This is a genomic window from Thermococcus sp. JCM 11816, assembly GCF_055396515.1.
In genome coordinates, this window is the sequence record NZ_AP043741.1 from 335,770 (window position 1) to 353,534 (window position 17,765).

The 17,765-nt window shown below is 51.4% G+C and carries 16 protein-coding genes and 1 pseudogene; 9 read left to right on the forward strand and 8 right to left on the reverse strand.

Annotated features, from left to right (window positions below):
- Window positions 1-81: 81 nt before the first annotated feature.
- Window positions 82-635, reverse strand: a pseudogene (locus ACZ5TN_RS01925) (DUF998 domain-containing protein).
- A gap of 199 nt (window positions 636-834) precedes the next feature.
- Between ACZ5TN_RS01925 and ACZ5TN_RS01930 the strand changes: the two are divergent.
- Together ACZ5TN_RS01930 and ACZ5TN_RS01935 are read left to right on the forward strand one after the other, a co-directional pair.
- On the forward strand, window positions 835-1,920 hold the full coding sequence (locus ACZ5TN_RS01930; protein WP_464916996.1) for an NAD(P)/FAD-dependent oxidoreductase: 1,086 nt from the start codon (window positions 835-837) through the stop codon (window positions 1,918-1,920).
- 105 nt (window positions 1,921-2,025) lie between these two features.
- Window positions 2,026-3,198: an MFS transporter gene (locus ACZ5TN_RS01935; RefSeq protein WP_464916997.1), complete on the forward strand. Its 1,173-nt coding sequence runs from the start codon at window positions 2,026-2,028 to the stop codon at window positions 3,196-3,198.
- A 25-nt stretch (window positions 3,199-3,223) separates the two neighbouring features.
- Here ACZ5TN_RS01935 and ACZ5TN_RS01940 read toward each other — a convergent pair whose 3' ends face one another.
- The gene (locus ACZ5TN_RS01940) at window positions 3,224-3,748 is read right to left on the reverse strand and encodes a ferritin-like domain-containing protein (RefSeq protein ID WP_054839783.1); all 525 of its coding nucleotides are present in this window, start codon (window positions 3,746-3,748) and stop codon (window positions 3,224-3,226) included.
- Between the two features lie 276 nt (window positions 3,749-4,024).
- Window positions 4,025-4,498, reverse strand: coding sequence for a ferritin-like domain-containing protein (locus ACZ5TN_RS01945; protein ID WP_464916998.1), 474 nt, complete (start codon window positions 4,496-4,498; stop codon window positions 4,025-4,027).
- A gap of 57 nt (window positions 4,499-4,555) precedes the next feature.
- On the opposite strand from ACZ5TN_RS01945, the gene ACZ5TN_RS01950 reads away from it, so the two are divergent.
- Both ACZ5TN_RS01950 and ACZ5TN_RS01955 read left to right on the forward strand, forming a co-directional pair.
- Window positions 4,556-5,638, forward strand: a complete 1,083-nt coding sequence (locus ACZ5TN_RS01950; RefSeq protein ID WP_464916999.1) for a DUF835 domain-containing protein — start codon at window positions 4,556-4,558, stop codon at window positions 5,636-5,638.
- Between the two features lie 108 nt (window positions 5,639-5,746).
- Window positions 5,747-6,538 (forward strand): LamG-like jellyroll fold domain-containing protein, encoded by a 792-nt coding sequence (locus ACZ5TN_RS01955; protein WP_464917000.1) that lies wholly within the window; start codon window positions 5,747-5,749, stop codon window positions 6,536-6,538.
- 1 nt (window position 6,539) lies between these two features.
- On the opposite strand, the gene ACZ5TN_RS01960 is transcribed toward ACZ5TN_RS01955, so the two are convergent.
- Window positions 6,540-6,968, reverse strand: coding sequence for a hypothetical protein (locus ACZ5TN_RS01960; RefSeq protein ID WP_367884291.1), 429 nt, complete (start codon window positions 6,966-6,968; stop codon window positions 6,540-6,542).
- 20 nt (window positions 6,969-6,988) lie between these two features.
- Window positions 6,989-8,005: a peptide-methionine (S)-S-oxide reductase MsrA gene (gene msrA / locus ACZ5TN_RS01965; RefSeq protein ID WP_464917455.1), complete on the reverse strand. Its 1,017-nt coding sequence runs from the start codon at window positions 8,003-8,005 to the stop codon at window positions 6,989-6,991.
- A 186-nt stretch (window positions 8,006-8,191) separates the two neighbouring features.
- Between msrA and ACZ5TN_RS01970 the strand changes: the two genes are divergently transcribed.
- The 4 genes from ACZ5TN_RS01970 to ACZ5TN_RS01985 all read left to right on the forward strand — a co-directional run bounded on the left by ACZ5TN_RS01970 (window position 8,192) and on the right by ACZ5TN_RS01985 (window position 12,633).
- Window positions 8,192-9,904 carry a 2-oxoacid:acceptor oxidoreductase subunit alpha gene (locus tag ACZ5TN_RS01970; protein ID WP_464917001.1) on the forward strand — a complete coding sequence of 571 codons (1,713 nt, stop codon included), beginning with the start codon at window positions 8,192-8,194 and terminating at the stop codon, window positions 9,902-9,904.
- Window positions 9,901-10,785: a thiamine pyrophosphate-dependent enzyme gene (locus ACZ5TN_RS01975; protein ID WP_464917002.1), complete on the forward strand. Its 885-nt coding sequence runs from the start codon at window positions 9,901-9,903 to the stop codon at window positions 10,783-10,785. Before ACZ5TN_RS01970 ends, ACZ5TN_RS01975 begins: the two co-directional genes overlap by 4 nt.
- Before the next feature lie 70 nt (window positions 10,786-10,855).
- Window positions 10,856-11,302 carry a peroxiredoxin gene (locus tag ACZ5TN_RS01980; RefSeq protein WP_011249766.1) on the forward strand — a complete coding sequence of 149 codons (447 nt, stop codon included), beginning with the start codon at window positions 10,856-10,858 and terminating at the stop codon, window positions 11,300-11,302.
- Between the two features lie 101 nt (window positions 11,303-11,403).
- The gene (locus ACZ5TN_RS01985; RefSeq protein WP_464917456.1) at window positions 11,404-12,633 is read left to right on the forward strand and encodes an FprA family A-type flavoprotein; all 1,230 of its coding nucleotides are present in this window, start codon (window positions 11,404-11,406) and stop codon (window positions 12,631-12,633) included.
- A 59-nt stretch (window positions 12,634-12,692) separates the two neighbouring features.
- On the opposite strand, the gene ACZ5TN_RS01990 is transcribed toward ACZ5TN_RS01985, so the two are convergent.
- Entirely contained in the window at window positions 12,693-13,148 is a 456-nt protein-coding gene (locus ACZ5TN_RS01990; RefSeq protein ID WP_011249764.1) for a single- stranded DNA-binding family protein, read from the reverse strand.
- 58 nt (window positions 13,149-13,206) lie between these two features.
- Here ACZ5TN_RS01990 and ACZ5TN_RS01995 point away from each other — a divergent pair, with 58 nt between their 5' ends.
- On the forward strand, window positions 13,207-13,881 hold the full coding sequence (locus ACZ5TN_RS01995) for an adenylate kinase (RefSeq protein ID WP_011249763.1): 675 nt from the start codon (window positions 13,207-13,209) through the stop codon (window positions 13,879-13,881).
- 4 nt (window positions 13,882-13,885) lie between these two features.
- Here the strand turns inward: ACZ5TN_RS01995 and ACZ5TN_RS02000 are convergent, their stop codons facing one another.
- Window positions 13,886-14,626 (reverse strand): hypothetical protein, encoded by a 741-nt coding sequence (locus ACZ5TN_RS02000; protein ID WP_011249762.1) that lies wholly within the window; start codon window positions 14,624-14,626, stop codon window positions 13,886-13,888.
- Window positions 14,627-14,756: 130 nt separating this feature from the next.
- The gene (locus ACZ5TN_RS02005; RefSeq protein ID WP_011249761.1) at window positions 14,757-17,759 is read right to left on the reverse strand and encodes an STT3 domain-containing protein; all 3,003 of its coding nucleotides are present in this window, start codon (window positions 17,757-17,759) and stop codon (window positions 14,757-14,759) included.
- Window positions 17,760-17,765 lie beyond the last annotated feature (6 nt).

Consider the following 17,765-nt stretch of genomic DNA (forward strand, 5'->3'; position numbering starts at 1 on the left):
ATCAAGAAGAAACATCAAGTGACCTATAATGATAGTTAGTCGAGGGGGTTATTAACACTATCGCTTGCATATTGGAAAGAATTAAGCGTTTTTGCTTCCGCTTTTCAGTGCTACCAAGAGCGTGAAGGCCATAATCAGCGCTATCTCGTAAGTCTCTTCGAGGGCCACGGAAGGCCAGTGGACAAAAGCCCCAAACAGGGCAAGCAGGAAGATCGCAAGGGAGCCATGCTTAACCTCCCTCGTCTCGCTTCCAGCACCGTAAACCAGCGCCCCGAGGAAGAACTGGACGAAGAAGTACGTCGAGACAAAGACGTGGGGCCTTGTTCCGCCGTGGAAAATCCCTATGAGAGCCAGAAATATTGCCGAGATGCTGATGTAAGCCCCTCCAACCGTTTGAGCTTGTTTTTGGCATTCAAGAGTAGATAGATGGCAAAGGCAAGGACGAAGATGCTCGTCACTATCAGACCATAGTTGTAGATCCAGGGCGCAGTTGCCTCCGAGGGGTCGCCGAGATCGCTGAGGGCGTTGTGGAAGAAAGAGAACCACCCGTTTCTGCTTATGCCCCACGCGACGAAGAGCCAGTAGACGATGCCGCCCGTTAAGCCGGACCATTTAAGGACTTTGAGCACATCCATGCAGATCCCCTATGATAGCAGGGTATTCACCAGATAAGGATTACCAGTGCCGAGAGTACAGTTCACAGGATTATAATTGAGCAATGGAGGTATATTTTTGCGTGAGGGGATTGAGACATTGTTGTCTCTTGTGGTTGTAAACCTAGAGTTCTCGAACTCCTTAAATACACCGCGGAGAAATTCTGTCGGTGCAAAGATTATGAAAATCGTTATCATCGGAAACGGCCCCGGCGGCGTTGAGCTTGCCAAGGAGCTCTCGGGAGAGCACGAAGTACTCATCGTTGAGAAAGAAGAAGTCCCATTCTACTCAAAGCCCATGCTGAGCCACTACATAGCGGGTCTGATTGAGAAGGAAAAGCTCTTCATATACCCCCTTGATTGGTACGAGAGGAAAGGAATAAACCTGAAGCTTGGCGAAGAGGCTAAACTGATAGACAGGGCGAGGAAGGTTCTCGTCACGGATAAAGGCGAATACCCTTATGATATCCTCGTTATGGCCACTGGAGCGAGAGCGAGGGAGCCGACGGTGAAAGGTGGCGAGCACCTCCTCACGCTCCGGAGCATTGAGGACGCGGAGGGGATAAAGGCCCTGCTTGAGGAGCACGGGGAGGCTGTGATAATCGGCGGAGGTTTCATCGGCCTCGAACTGGCCGGGAACCTCGCAAAGGCCGGCTACGGCGTCAAGCTGATCCACAGGAGGGATACTTTTCTCGGCCTCGATGAAGAACTCAGTAGCCTGATAAGGGAAAAGCTGGAGGAATCAGGAGTTGAGTTCCATCTCGGCGCGGAACTCCTGAAGGCCGATGAGAACGGCCTTCTAACAACAAGGGGCTACGTTGAAGGGAAAGTAAAAATCTGCGCTATAGGGATCATTCCAAACGTCGAGATAGCGAGGAGGAGCGGCATACACACAGGAAGAGGGATTCTGATAGACGACCACTTCAGGACATCCGCTAAGGATGTCTATGCCATCGGAGACTGCGCAGAGTACAGCGGGATCATCTGCGGCACTGCAAAGGCCGCCGCCGGCCACGCGAAGGTTCTGGCAAACCTCTTGAGGGGAAAAGAAGACCGCTATCCCTTCGAACTCCGCTCCTCAGTCTTCAAGTTCGGCGACCTGCCGATAGCCATCATTGGAAAGACGAGGGGAGAGGGCGAGTGGCTCGACGAGCACACCAAGGCATTCTTCCAGGACGGAAAACTGGTCGGAGCTGTGGTTATTGGAGACATTAGAAAGGCATTTTCCATAGAGAAAGAGCTGAAAAAAGAGCTTTACGGGGCTTGAGGATTCCAACTTTTTTGCCCCTTCTAAGATTCAGCACTCCATTCAGCAACAGCTTGGGAGAAGCGTTTCGATAACCTTATAAACGCACCAACAGGAACTTCAACCATGCTCAGCGGTTACGGAAGGGACGCGAAGATACTCATAGCGGCCAATGCAGTGGGTCAACTGTTCCTCCAGTTCTCGATATTCATAATGCCATTCTATCTCCGCGCCCTCGGCTACGGCATGGACTCCATGGGGCTCTTCTTCTCGGTTCAGACTTTCACCGGCGGGCTGTTCTTCCTCATAGCTGGCCAGATTTCCCTCAGGCTTGGCTATAGGAAGACCCTTCTCATGGGAGCAGTCTTAGGCCTTTTGGGGAGGCTTTTCCAGGTTCTGGCGCTAAACAAGTACTTCCTACTCCTCGGATTTTTCCTCGTTGGTGTTAATATGGGCATCAGACAGCCCAATTTCTCTGCACTGCTGAGCGAGGAAGTTGGAGAAAAGCTCAGGCACCACGCCTTCTCGATCAGCTTCGGCCTCGGGACGATATTCAACGCAATCGGAGTTCTCATAGCGGGCTTTGCTCCAGATTTTCTAACCGAGACCTTCGGGCTTACCCCTGAGATAGCCTACCGGCTGGTCATCTCGCTCGCGCTCCTCCAGTTCGCCCTGGTAATTCCAGCACTGCTTGTTATCCACGATGTCCCCGTGAAGAACCCGAGGATAAACTGGAACCGAGAGCTGGTAATCAAAATCCTGAAGTTCTCCCTGCCAAGCGCCCTCATCGGGCTTGGGGCTGGTATAACAATTCCCTACATGAGCCTATACTTCAACATCCGCTTTGGCCAGACTTTGGCGGCAATAAGCGGCGTTTTCTTCTTCCAGCAGCTTGTCATGGGGCTCGGCTCCTTCGGCCTTCCAAAGCTGGTGGAGAAGATAGGGCCTGTGAACGTCATAACGTCCTTCCAGCTCGTCGCGGCCCTTCTCTTCGCCACGTTTCCGCTAATTGACGTTTTCCTTCTGGCGGCCTTCCTTTACATCGTCCGCTCCATCCTCATGAACATCGTCTGGCCGATAAACGACTCCTTCATGATGGGCTTCTTCACGACAGAGGAGAAAGCCACCGCCGCCGGGATAAGGAGGGCCTTCTCGACATTCATGCGCGGCGCTGGGAACTACATCGGCGGAGTGCTCTTCTCAATCTCGCTCAGCTATCCGTTTTACGCCACTGCCACGCTGTACGTGGTGGCAACGCTGATATTCTACGGCTTCTTTGCGAGGTACAACAGGGCCTGAAAGAGAATAGAAAAGGCAAAAGACCTCAGAAGTTGAAGTTTATGTCCTTCATGAGCTGGTCGTAGAGCTCTTCCTTGTAGAGCTCTGGATAGCGCATTATGTAGTCGTACTGCTTCTTGAGGATGTTGTAGTGGTTCCTCTCCATGTCCGCGAGCATCTCAAGGAGGAGCTTGGTCTTCTCGTTACTCGCGTACTTGGCGAGCTCCTTGTAGAGCTTCTCGCTCACCAACTCTGCCTGCATCGCTATCTCGTATATCTCGTCGAGGTTGATATCAGGCTTCTTGATGGCCTCGGCCATCTTCTCAGCTATGACCTTGAACTCTCCCATGACCTCTATCTCTATCTTCTTCGACTCGCCACCTTCGGCCGCAAAGCGCTCGGCCATCCTCTCTATTATCTCCCTGTGCTTGTCCTCCTCTTTGGCGAGAAAGAGAAGCTCATCCCTTATGATATCGCTCTTGGTCATAGAAGCGAGCTTTTCGTAGGCCTCCTTGGCCCTGATCTCGGAGTTTACGGCAATCTCAAAGATTTCCTTCTCAGTAACTTCCATGCAGAATCACCGTACTATATTGAACACCGTCCCTATTAACCCTTTCGGCTGTTAAACCCGTAAGTTCGAATTGCAAAACTTCAAAATGCAAACCAGAGGGGTAGGGAAGATGAGTGTCGAGCTCGTGTTTAAGAGGCGGGTAGACCGCTTAAGTCTGCTGAAATAGCCGAGTTAGCTGGTCTCGATAAGAAGGAGGTTGGCAGGGCGATAAAGAAGCTCAAGAAGAAGGGAAGATAGTCTCGCCGAAGAGGTGCTACTACGCCCAGGCCGAGTGATTCAGAGCAGGAGCCTCCACGTCATCAGCCTTGAGTAGTGATCTCTTTCCATGCTCGCCACCATCTGGAGGGCGCTTCTTGCCTTCTCATCTTTTGCGTAATCTATTAGGTGCGCGTAGAACTTCTCGCTCGCCAGCTCTGCCCGAAGGGCCACATCTACAACGTCCTTAGCAGTTGTCTCAGGGGAGAGCAGCCTCTCAGCGTTCTCATAGAGAACGGCGAACTCCGTTACTATCTCCTCTGGCAGTTCTACCACAGGACTAAGGGTTTTCTCGTTTATCAGCCTCTCCACAACCTCCTTGTGGCCCCACTCCTCCCTCGCCAGAGTAAGGAAGAGTTTCTTCATCTCTTCATTTTCGGTAAGTTCCGCAAGTGCTTCATACACTCTGGCGGCGCCTATTTCGGAGCGTATTGCCATGGCTCTAACTTCATTTATCCCTATCCTCTTCTTTTCATCACTAGCCAATGCGCTCACCCCCAAGAATTTGGCAAAAGCGTTATAAAGCACTTTCCCCCCCAAAGAGGGAAGCTTATGAACATACTTTTGGGTACATCACTAAGGACAGTCCTTCTCCTCGTTTTCGCTTACATCCATCTTCGAACAAAGAGAAAATCAGCCCTATTCCTTGGAATCGCGCTTTTATTGAGTGGTGCTGTAGATTATGCTGCCTATAGTGGTGATCCTACTCTTTTTGGCCTTATAGTCGGTGTTGTGGGTACGACTATAATCACGGCCCTTAATCTTCTCCTCGACGAGGAGAACATAGACACTATGATGCCACTCACAATGAAAATGGCCTCCTACCTCCTTCCCATATGCTCTTCAGTTCTTGGAGCGCTTTCTCTGGAAGTTGGGTTGGGAAGCCCAACTGGGGCCGTGAGCTATCCCTACGCGCTCACGGGTATAACCCTTGCCCTGGCGGGCTTCCTAATAATCGAGTTCCTCGGGAGGCGGTACGGCTGGAGGACCTACCTCTTTGGGGCTAGCATAGTTCTCCTCGGGATCGGAGCAGTTGGAATCGCCGTTATGATTGGGAACAGGAGGGTTTTAATCGTTGAGCCAAGTGATTTGGCAACTCTAACGGCCCCAACTATCATGACATTAGTATATGCTCTCCTCGTCCTGCCAGGAGGGATGATAGAGAAGGCCCCAGAGGAGGTCAATATAGCCCCAGGAGTCACCATAGCCCAGAAGGTAGACGAGAAGAACCTAAAGGACTATCCCGTGCTGGCCTTCATGAGAAAGCGCCTCTCCGTTCCAGGATGGAAAACCTACTGGATAACAGCTGCTGGAAGGGACGAGACGAGCATATACCCGACCGAGCTCCATAAAATCGTGGACATGGTGGCAAGGTACGTTGCAGAGGCAAAGAACAAGGGTGTAACTCCGGTGGTTCTTATAGAGGGCCTTGAATTACTCGCGATGTACAACGATTTTAAGGCTCTCCTCAAGGCCCTGGCAACAATACACGATATCCTCGTGGTCGAAAACGGTGCGCTCATAATTCTCCTCGAGGAAGATGCTTGGGACAGGAGGGAATTAGAACTGCTTCGCTCCGTTCTCGGAATTGGCGTTTCTGCTCCCAAAAAATTGAAGCCCACAGCATCAAAGTGACTATTCTTGCTAAAGAAACGATTTGGAACATGTAGAACATATCGAACCAGGCAGGTTTCACCGAGTCCCTAATATCAACATCCTCATCTAGTCATAATGGGTGGTGGCATGGACAGGGCGAGGATACTCCTCATTGCCATAGTTATAGACCTCATAGCGATTGGAGTCGTTGCAAGTGCCATCTATCAAGAGAACTCAAAGATGACATCGGAGGAAGTCTCAATTGATGGGACTCCCATAGAAGGAGTGCTCAAACTCTACACCACTCCAACTGGGCCCATCAAGAGCATCAATGGAACCTTAATCGGCAACGTCACTGCATATGGAAGAGTGCTCCATTTTGATGGGAACGGCTACGTTGACCTCAGCAATGCCATCGGAGAAATATCGGACATGAAGGTTGGAGCTATTTCACTCGTCTTCCGCTACGAGGAAACCGACCAGAATGTCCTCCCAATCCTCTACTTTGGCGACAGGGAAGGAAAGAGCCTCTTCATAATTGAGATAGGGCACAACGGTGAGAACAACAGGAGGCTCTACGTCACCTGGATTCCGGAGGGAGATAAACCTGCCCTCTGCTTCGACAGCGGCTTTAACCTCAAGCCCGGAAGGTGGTATCACCTCGTCGTGGTCGTGAGCGAGGACGGGAACACCGCTTACCTGAACGGAAGGGAGATGACCTGGAGGCACTACAACTTCGGGAACGAGAGCATGAGGCTCTTCTTTGTCGACATCCCGGGGAAGGAGCTCTTCACCCTCGGCTACGGAAAGACGGCGGACTCTGTAACGCCGGAGTTCCTTTACTTCCACGGGGACATCGCCGACCTTAGGATCTACCCCTGGCCGCTCAGCGGGGAAGAAGTCAGCAGCCTTTTGGAAGAAATAAGGAGCAGAAATTAGTTCACTTTCCATTTTTCAGTTTTTCAAGGAGTTCCATCGCGGCTTTTCTTATGTCCATCACTTCTTCAAGGTCTTCAAGGAAGCCAAGCCCTGTGTAGAACGCCTCCATCTTTTCAAGTTCATTAAGGAGGGTCAGGGTGTCTTTCTCAGTACTGGAGCGCGAGTCTATGCCGTGTTCCTCTTTGAGCCGCTCGAAAAACTTCTCACCGAGTTCATAAACGCCCTCCCTGGCCATGCCAAAAACTATGTGTGGAACATCAGACAGTTCAAAGAGGAATCTCACGAGAGCGAGCCTTTCAAGATCTTTCTCGCTGGAAGATGGGATAGAGAGATACTGGAGGCTTTCGTTAAAATAGACGACTAAGTACCAGGAATCCCTCCTGACCGGAAACTCCTGATCTCTCCCCCGTATTACCACTCCCATGAGCACTCACCTAATTTTTAGAATGACTACTTAAAAATCTCCTCATAGACAATGTAGCCGTATCTTCTAAGCTCATCCCTTGGAATAAAGCGAAGTGCCGCGGAGTTTATGCAGTATCTCTTTCCCGTTGGCGTGGGCTCCTCAAAGACGTGTCCGAGGTGGGAACCTGCAAAGCGGCTCCGGACTTCCCGCCCGCAGAGGAAGCCCTCGCACTCTCCAGCCTCAACGACGGCCCACTCTTCCAGGGGCTTTGTAAAGCTCGGCCATCCTGTTCCGGAGTCATACTTGTCGAGCGAGCTGAACAGGGGCTCGCCGGAGACCACATCAACGTATATTCCTTCCTCATGGTTGTTCCAGTACTCGTTGTGGAAAGGCTCTTCCGTATCGCCGAGCTGTGTAACCCTATACTGGAGGGGAGTTAGCAGGCGTTTAAGCTCTGCATTGCTCGGTTTCACGTAGCCAAGCCAGTAGCGCTCTCTCTCAGGGAAGAGCCTGAAGTGCCGGTTTTTCTCCCAGACGGACTTTATGAAGCCCAGTCTTCCGGAGTAGAGCTTATAGTGTTTGTAGTTCGTCTCAAAGCGAAAGTAGTAGCCCTGGTGGTAGTCTTCAGCCGGATAAAACTCCTTCGCTGGCAGAATCTCGATAGCTATCGGCTCGTTGAATATTCCCGAAAGCTCAAGCCTTCTCTTCGATTCCTCCGCGAGTTCCCTCTGCTCCTCGTTGAGGTAAAATATAGCGGTCTTATACTGCTCGCTCCTATCGGCGAACTGGCCGCCTGGATCCGTGGGGTCTATGTTCCGCCAGAAAACATCCAAAAGTCTCTCGTAGGAAATTTTTGATGGATCGTAAATCACCTTAACCGCTTCCCTGTGGCCGGTTTCACCTGTTGAGACGAGCTCATAGGTTGGATTTTCCACCCAGCCGCCGGTGTAGCCAGAGATTGCCTCAATCACCCCGGGAAGTCTCTCAAAGGCCTCCTCCATGCACCAGAAGCAGCCACCGGCGAATATTGCCGTCTTAGGTTCAATTTTGATACCACCCATTATCACATCTCCAACCGAATGATGTCGGAAATCTTTATATAGTTTTGCATACTATTACCTGTTGGTGGTTAAAAATGAACAGAAGTGCTCTAAGGCGCATTCTCTCCGTTTTTAGTTTTAGGATGATACCCAAGGGAAAGGCCCTCCCAAAGGGCAGACCCAGGGCGGCCCTGGTGGTGAGGAAGCATGAGTGAGTTTAAGGAAGACGTCTCCATAGTTCTCGGCGGAGCGGCCGGACAGGGCATCCAGACGGTTGAGGAAATCCTCACTCACGCCCTCAAGAAGTCCGGCTACCACGTCTATGCAAACAAGGAGTACATGTCCCGAGTCAGGGGCGGAATAAACACCACGGAGATACGCGTTTCTTCAAAGCGCGTCAGGGCCTTCGTGAAGAGGATAGACATCCTCGTGCCCTTCAAGCAGGGCGTTCTGAGCTGGGTTAAGGGCAGGCTCGGCGAGAACACCGTCGTCTTAGGGGAGAAAGAAAACGTTGAGGAGGAGTTTTTGGACAAGGTCAACCTCGTCGAAGTCCCGCTCACGAAGATGGCCATGGAAGTCGGAAGCCAGCTCTACCTCAACACTACAGCGGCCGGCCTTATAGTTGGCCTCTTCCACGGCGACTTTGAAGCCGTTGAGGAGTACATAAGGAAGCGCTTTGGAGGTAAGGGAGAGAACGTTGTGGGGAAGAACATTGAAGCGGCAAGAAAGGGCTACGAACTGGGAGTGAAGCTCTGCGAGGAAGGGACTATCAAGATCGAGGTTGAGAGAGATGAGAAAGTTAAGGATGAAGTCCTCCTGACCGGCACGGAAGCGGTCGGAATAGGCGCCTTCGCTGGGGGTATGGACTTCCTGAGCTTCTACCCAATGAGTCCATCAACGGGAGTTTCGACTTTCGCAGCACAGCACGCGGAGGACTTCGAGATAGTTGTCGAGCAGGTCGAGGATGAGATCTCAGCCATAAACATGGCCCTTGGAGCGTGGTACGCTGGAGCGAGGGCGATGGTGAGCACTTCTGGCGGCGGCTTCGCATTGATGAGCGAGGCGATAAGCTTAGCCGGAATGGCTGAGAACCCGGTGGTGGTGCATCTCGCCCAAAGGCCAGGGCCTGCTACAGGTCTCCCAACGAGGACGATGCAGGGCGATTTGAACCTCGTCCTCTACTCCGGCCACGGCGACTTCCCGAGGATAATCCTCGCCCCAGGAAGCCTTGAGGAGGCGTTCTACCTTACGGCGGAGGCGTTCAATTTAGCGGACAAGTACCAGGTTCCCGTGATAATTCTCACCGATCAGTACTTCGTTGACACCTACTACAACCTTCCGGCCCCGGATGTGGAGAAGGTCAAGTTCGAGCGCTACATCGTCGAGGCGAAGCCAGGCTATCGGAGGTACGAGCTGACTGAGGACGGAATCTCTCCAAGGGCAGTTCCGGGCTACGGTGAGGAGGTTGTAGTTGCGAACGGAAACGAGCACGACGAGTGGGGCGACATAACTGAAGACGCCGAGCTCACGATAAAGATGCAGGAGAAGAGGGCCATCAAGAAGCTTGAGACCATAAAAAAGAACGCGCCGCTTCCGAAGCTTATAGGGAGCGAGAATGCCAAATACTTAGTGATAGCGTGGGGTTCGACGCTCCACGTGGTTGAAGAGGCCCTTGGGAAGCTCGGAAGGGACGACGTTGCTCTGCTCCACTTCAGCTGGGTCTATCCGCTCAACCCGAAGGTGAAAGAGTTCTTCGAGGGCAGAGTTCTCATCGATGTGGAGAACAACATCACCGGCCAGTTCGCGGAGCTCCTCAAGAAGGAGTTCGGCGTTGAGGTGCACCACAAGATTCTGAAGTACGACGGGAGGCCGTTCTCGGTTGAAGAAGTTCTTGATGGCCTCAAGGGGGTGATAGAATGAACGTCCAGCTTCCCACTGGGAGGGAGCTCTTTGAGCCTAAGAGACCCGGAAGCCAGGACGTAGCATGGTGCCCTGGATGTGGAAACTTCGGCATAAGGAACATTCTCATCTCAGCATTGGCCGAACTCGGGCTAAAACCCAACCAGGTTGCTATCATCAGCGGTATTGGACAGGCGGCAAAAATGCCGCACTACATCAACGCCAACGGCTACCACACACTCCACGGGAGGGCTATTCCAATAGCCACGGGTGTGAAGGCCTCCAACCCCGAGCTTACGGTCATAGCCGAGGGTGGAGACGGCGACATGTACGCCGAAGGCGGAAACCACCTGCTCCACGCCATAAGGAGGAACCCTGACATAACAGTACTCATCCACGATAACCAGGTTTACGGACTGACTAAAGGACAGGCCTCTCCTACGACCATGAAGGGCATGAAGACCCCCACCCAGCCGTGGGGAGTGTTTGAGGAGCCCTTCAACCCGCTCGCCCTAGCGATAGCCTTGGATGCTTCCTTCGTCGCGAGAACCTTTATGGGATACTTCAAGGAGAGTGTCGAGATCATCAAGAAGGCCATCCAGCACAAAGGCCTGACCATAGTGGACATCCTCCACCCGTGTGTGAGCTTCAACAAGGTGAACACCTACGCCTGGTACAGGGAGCACACATACTGGATGGACGACCACGACCCCTACGACAGGGAGGCTGCCTTCAGAAGGGCTTTGGAGAGCGACCCGCTCCCGCTCGGAATATTCTACATCCACGAGAAGCCCACCTTTGAGGAGCAGGTTCCAGCTTATAAGAAGGACAAGACACCGCTCTGGAAGCGCGAGCCGAAGCCCGAGCTGGTGAAGAAGTTCTTTGAGGGGAAGAAGCTCTGAAAGGCCCAGAATGATTTTTTTCTTTTTCTTGCTTTATTCCTGCGATCAAAACTAATTGGGGTGTGATAGTGTGAAAGTTGGTGAAACGGCTCTGGATTTTGTCCTAAAAGATCAAGACGGAAAAGAATTCAGACTCAGCGACTTCAGGGGCAAGAGAGTCCTCCTCTCATTCCACCCGCTTGCGTGGACTGGGATATGCGAGAAGCAGATGAAAGCTTTGGAAGAGAACTACGAGCGCTTTGAGGAGCTGAACGTCGTTCCCGTTGGGATTAGCGTTGACCCCGTGCCGAGCAAGAAGGCGTGGGCAGAACATATGGGGCTGAAGAGGCTGAGGATTCTGAGCGACTTCTGGCCGCACGGGGCTGTTTCAAAGCTCTACGGCATATTTAGAGAAGACGGTGGCTTCTCAGAGAGGGCGAACGTGCTGGTTGATGAGGAAGGAAGGGTAGTCTTTTTCAAAGTCTACCCGATAAGCGAGCTTCCAGATCTGGAGGAGATTTTTGAAGTGCTCCACTGATCTCTTATTTTTAGCCTCTTTAGGGCAACAATTCTGTCCAAAACATATGGTTTGGGGAAAGCTTTTTTATGTTTCCGCACCAAAGGGGTTCGGTGATGGAAATGCCGAGGCTGTGGGTTGAAAAGCTCTGTACTGATCCGGAGCTCTACATCATAAGGGTTGATGATGACCAAATAAGGTACTTCGAGGCCACATGGGACATTCCCGAGGGGATAACTTACAACGCCTACCTGATGAAGCTCGACGGTGCAGTTGTCCTCTTTGACACTGTGAAGAAAGAGTACACCGACCTTTTTATGGACGCACTTAGGAAGCTCGTTGATCCAAAGGAGATAACCCACATAATCGTCCACCACACAGAGCCAGATCACAGCGGTGCCCTGCCCAAAGTCCTTGAGGAGAACGGCTACAGGGCCCAGGTGATAGGAACCCAGTTCGCGAGGAACCTCCTTCAGGGGTTCTATGGAGACAAAGTTGTCGAGAACTTCAAGGTCGTCAAGGACGGCGAGGAGATGCAGATCGGCGGAAAGACCTTCCGATTCATAGCAGTTCCATGGCTTCACTGGCCCGACACGATGATAACCTACGTCGTTGAGGACAGGATAATCTTCTCCTGCGACGCAGGCGGCGGGTACTCAATTCCCGAAACCATTGATGACAGTGATGAGGAGTTCGTGGAGAAGTACCTCCCGCACGTGACCAAGTACATCGTCACCGTTATCGGCCACTACCACAAGTACATCGTCCAGAACATCAAGAAGCTGAAGAGTCTTGGAATAGTTGAGAGCGCTAGGATGATACTCCCCGGCCACGGCTTGGTGTGGAAGAGGGACCCGCTCAGGATATTCGAACACTACGAGCGCGTTGGTGCAGGGGTTTCCGAAAAGGACAAGGTTCTCGTCATCTACGACTCCATGTACGGTTTCGTTGAAAGGAGAATGGAGATCGTTCTTGATGAACTAAGGAAGCACGGAAAGAAACCTGTAGTTTACCGCTTCACGGACAAGGAAGCTCCAGCGGTCAGCGACATACTCGGCGAGGTTCCGAGCGCTGAAGCCCTGATAATTGGCGCATCAACCTACGAGGCCGAGATACACCCGAGAATACGCTACGCCCTCTACGAGATCGTTGACAAGGCCAACTACGAAAAGCCCGTTCTCATTGTCGGGGCCTTCGGCTGGGGCGGCGTTGCTGGTAGGAAAATCGAAACGATGATCACCAGAAGCAAGTTCGACCACGTTGCGACAGTTGAGAGCAAAGGCTACCCAACGCCAGAGGACGAGGAGAAGCTGAGGGAAGCCGTCAGGAAGCTCGTTCAGTGGACTTTGTAGTCCTAGCAACTTTTTTGTCCTTTTATACCTTTCATTTCTGAAAAATCTTAGAAAAAAGTTCAGCTCTCTTCCATCTCAGCCTTCAGCTTGAGGGATGTATGCTCCTGCTTCAGCTCCTCTATCTTTTCCACGAGTTCTTCGGCAACACTCCTCAGCTTCAGCGCCAGCTCTTCGACCTCTCTTATCTTCTGGTCTAACTCGCGTTCCCTTGCTTCAACCTCCTCCATGGCCTTTGCGAGCCTTTCCTCCTCGCTCTTCTTGTAGACTTCGATAGACAGGGTGTCGTAGTCCCACACTATTGAACCATCCTTGATGGAGAACTCAACGCTTATCCTGACAACGTCTTCCTTCTCAACACCTAACTTCTGGAACTCTTCAAATATCTTTGAGTTAAGCTCTCCAGCGGCCCTGACGACCTCCTTGGGATCAACTTTTCCCTTAACTAATGCGAAGAGCACCCTCCTTACTTTGTGAGCGTAACCACTGGCGCGGACGTAGCCAGTGTTTAACTTCATCGGCACCACCAAAAGTTTATTCAACTTCAGGTGCATAAATATTTATTGGTGGTCGTCCGTGAACATACTTATCTTCGGCCCGCCTGGAAGCGGGAAGAGTACGCACTCAAGAACAATAATGGAAAAGTACGGCCTCGTCTATATTTCGTCGGGAGACCTCATCAGGAGAGAAATCGAAAGGAAGTCTTCTCTCGGCAGGGAGATGGAGGCCTACCTTAGCAGGGGAGACCTCATTCCAGATACCATCGTTAACACCCTGATAATCTCAAAGCTCCGCCGCCAGAGGGAGAACTTTATCCTTGACGGCTACCCAAGGACGCCAGAACAGGTCATATCCCTTGAGAACTACCTCTTTGACCATGGTATTAAGCTAGACTTGGCCCTAGAAATCTTCATCGATGAGGACACGAGCGTTGAGAGGATTTCCGGGAGAAGGATATGCCCCAACTGCGGAGCAGTCTATCACGTAAAGTACAATCCACCCAAGGTGCCAGGAATCTGTGATGTCTGCGGCTCCGAGCTCATCCAGAGGGCAGACGACAGGGAAGAGGTCGTCAGGAAGAGGTACAGGATATACTCAAAGAACATGGAGCCGATAATCAAGTTCTACCGTGCCAAGGGGATATACGTTAGGGTTGACGGCGACGGGCCGATAAGTGAAGTATGGAAGAGGATACAGCCTTTACTGGATTACATTCACTCACGCGAGGAGAAGAGGAAGGAACATGAGTAAAGGTTCAGAGCTTTCCAAGGGCCTTCATGATAGCCCTAACGTCTTCGTTGCCGATGATGTTCTCCACTTCTTTCTCCATGAGCTTTGTTTTCTTCATTACCTTGGCAACGACTTTATCGCTGGGATCAATGATCTTAACAGAAGTCTGCATCGGCTTCTTTATCAAGAGTTTTATGTACCCCGCAAGCTTTTCCCTGAGAGCTTTAACGAGGGAAGCCTTTTCTTCCCTTCCCATCGGTTCTCTCAGCTTTACGACCAGACTAACGCGATTTAAACCTGAGGGGTCAACTCCCAAAACGATTGATGCCGCGGCTATTCCCCATTCCCGTAAGGAAATCACAAGCCCCTTCCCAATCCGTCTGAAAGGTCCCTCCAGCTCGAGGGGGACGTCAAGTACCAACTTGGGTTGATCTTGGAGACTTTCGTGGTCTTTTGGGAGTTCCTGCTCAATACTAACGTCCTCAATTATGAAAGTTACACCATAAACCCTCCCAAGCGACTCGTTGGCTTCCATTACAAGTTTTTCAATAAGTCCTTTAACGGTCGGCTCAACATCAATAGAACCTGCCAAACTCGTCTGAATCACCCTAAGATGAAACCTGAGGAATACCTCTTTTCCGACAGGATTAACGTAAATCGAACTGCTCACTAACCTCATCCCAAGGGAGTCTAAGGCGTCTGATATCTTGGATATGAAAAGCCTCTGCATCAGGGGTCTGTACTTCTCTGGTATAACTTCAAACACCTTCCTCGCCCGATGCTATTTTGTGCCGTTCAGAATTTAAAGTTTTCTGTTCTCTTTGTATAAAATACAAGATGAATCGACAAAATGTTGGAAAAAATCTAAAATTAGGGGGCCAAATATTGGAAAATTTCTAATGGCCTTCCCACAGCACGTACTCCTTCTGGGTGAGGAATATCGGCTCAAGGCGCTTGCCAACCACCACGACTTTGTCCCCGTACTTCTGCTTCAGTTCTTGGATATATGAATCGAAGAAGTCCTTCGGGACGCTGGCCTGACCTCTGATTAAGTTGTCCCCCTCCTGGACTTTATCCAGTTCTGCAACAGGGATGTAGCCGATTATGTCCATGTGAGGCTCAAGGTAGAACTCGGGCCTGTTTATGTCGTTGCCGTTGGGTGCCACGTAGTAGTAAACAACGCCCCTCAGAGTGAACTTGACGTTCGTGTAGTCCTTCTCAAACGCCTCCGTAAGCTCGATATTGCCACTTTCCCCAGGTTTCAGCGGCATGCTTGGATTTGCGAGCTTTCCATTGACGTAAACAGGGCCGTTTGTGACACCAACGGGACCCTCCTGGAGCAGGATGAAGCGGTACTTCTCTGCTTGCGGAATCTTCACGGTGACCTCAACGGGAGTTTCGTTGAGGTGGTCAATATTGAGGTTCTTCACAAGAACCTGCCTGTCAACCAGCTCTGTACCGTTGTAGGCTTCAAATATCAGCGTTCCGTTCTTTACGTCTCTTCCAAACGCCGAAATGTAGAGCCTGAGCTTCTGTTCGCCAGTTAAGGGCAGAGTAGTGTTGCCGCTCTTAACCTCTAGTCCGCCGCCGTTGATCGAATCATAAACTCTAGTCCAGTTTCCGTTCATCATGGCCTCGATGCGGTGTATTGCAAACGGGGTGAACTTATAGACCCTAACGCTTGGGACATAGACCCCCTGCTTTTTCGTGTAGCCATTGTAACCGGTGTATTCGAGCTTGAAGTTTGCAAAGAGCTTCTCACTCTCCTCTCCGTTGAGCGAAATCGGAACCCCCAATCCAAGCTGGAGGTAGTTGCTGAGTGCTATCTTTTCGTAGGCTAGAATCCCAATGGGGTATATTTGGTTGCTGGAAGTCATGTAAGGATATATGTAGAGGACAAACGGGTGGGTCGGTTCCTTGTTCTTGAATACCTGGCCTCTGATTAGATCCACTACAATATCAGGTACCACGTACCCGTTTCCAGCTTTGACTGCTATGGTATCGTTGGTGACCACGATGTCGTTGTAATAGACATAGCTGAACATTGGATATCTCTCTCCATAGGCTATCGCACCGCCGAGGTAGGCTATGGCGTTGAACTTGCCGAAGTCGCTCGATCCATCGAAGGGATCGAGGAACGTTATAACGTAGTCGTCTCCCCAGGCTTCCAGGTCAACCTCTCCTGCGTTCCCGCTGTGGGAGAAGAACTTGGCTATGATGTATCTCCTGTCGTAGCCGTGACCACCATCGCTTACCGCTCTGCGGTGGCTCAGCAGGCTCGACTCCTCCCAGTAGCCGTAGTCCCACCAGCTTAGAACTGTTGCGTAGGGGTCGCTGTTGTTTTTAATCCACAGAAGGGCGTCGGTCCAGGCCTCTGGAACGCTTCCAGGCATTTTGGAGTTAGTTAATCTAATTTTGAGACTCTCGCTCTTCATAGCATCATAGGAGTAGCTAGCGGACACATAGGGCATTGGAACTAGCATTAGAATCAGGAAGGCCGTATATAGTGCCTTCACAGTAACCGTGTCCCTCATCCTCTCAACGTAGAGGAAGGCCTCTCCCATTGCAATAGCCGCCAGGATTATCGCGGCTACTGAAGCCTGGAAGGAGAAGCGAACTGCCTGCTTGAAGAGGTATATTGTGCCGAGGTAGTGGAACAGAGGTATGAAGTGCTTGTAGGTTTCGTAGCGCTTCTCCTTTACCCCCCTATAGAACTTCCAGCCGAGAACAAAAAGGCCCAAGAGGGAGAATATGAAAATTATGCTGTCCCCCTGTGAGCCTTTGGGTTTGAGGCTGAACGTTGCTATTATGTATCTCCAGCTTGGGGTCTGGAGCTCGGCGACGGTCTGGTAAAGGGGAGTTGACTGAGTGGCCGCTCTGAGGAAGTTGAAGAGGGCCTTTCCGAAGTAGGCGTAAAAGGCCAGGAAGCCGGCAATTCCAATACCAACTACGGTTCCAAGCCTGTGCATCCAGTCTGAAAAGTTCAGAAACCTCTCACCGTAAAGCATTATCAGGACGAGCACCGTACCCGCTATGAGAACCTCAAAGGAGAACACAAGGAAGTTTCTAATGCCAACGAAGCCACTCTGGGCGAGGAAAATTCCAGCTATAATGGAAAGTCCAAAGGCAGGATAGTACTCAGTGACAAAGCGCCTGAGGTGTTCAGTGTCCCCTACCGTGAAGAATATCACCGGCACTACCACGCCAGTTGCGAGCAGAATCATTACACCCAGCGAGCTCCCCGTCCAAACTCCCATGTACAGTGGACTGAGGACAAGGAAAAAGACCAGCCCAAGGACTTTCTTCCAGTTCCAGCGCTCTTCGTCGAGATAGAGGAGCAGGAAATAGACTGTAAACAGGAAGAACATCACGAAGGGGCCCTCTCCACGGTTGTTGCCCGAGTACGTCTTTTCTATAGCCCCCCAGAAGCCCATCATCAGGGCCGCTCCCCAGAAGCCCGCCCAGCTTGAGTGGAGCTTTCTGACTACCAGATACGTGCCTATGACCATCATTGCCCCAACGAAGGGTGGCCAGACCTTAAAGGCCTCAAACTCGTTCATGCCGAACAAGGCATGTGCGAACTTATAGAACATAGCCTGAACCGTGTAGAGACCGAGGTACCCTGAGGGCTTTATGCCCATCGGAGGTTCCGCATAGGCATAATACTTGGGAATCCAATCCTGGATTGCCAGCTTGTACATTTCGAAGTGATAGAACGTATCTGGATCGAGGAACAGCTTGAAACCGGAAGTCACTGCCCTGATCCTGTACCCAATGTAGGCCAACAGCAGGACGAGGACGGGCAACCCGTACTCTTTGAAATAAAGGTAGGCCTTGGGGAAGGCCTGTCCCTCCCCAGGTTCGGATTTTTTCAATTTTTCTTTGGCTTCGGTTTTCATATTGAC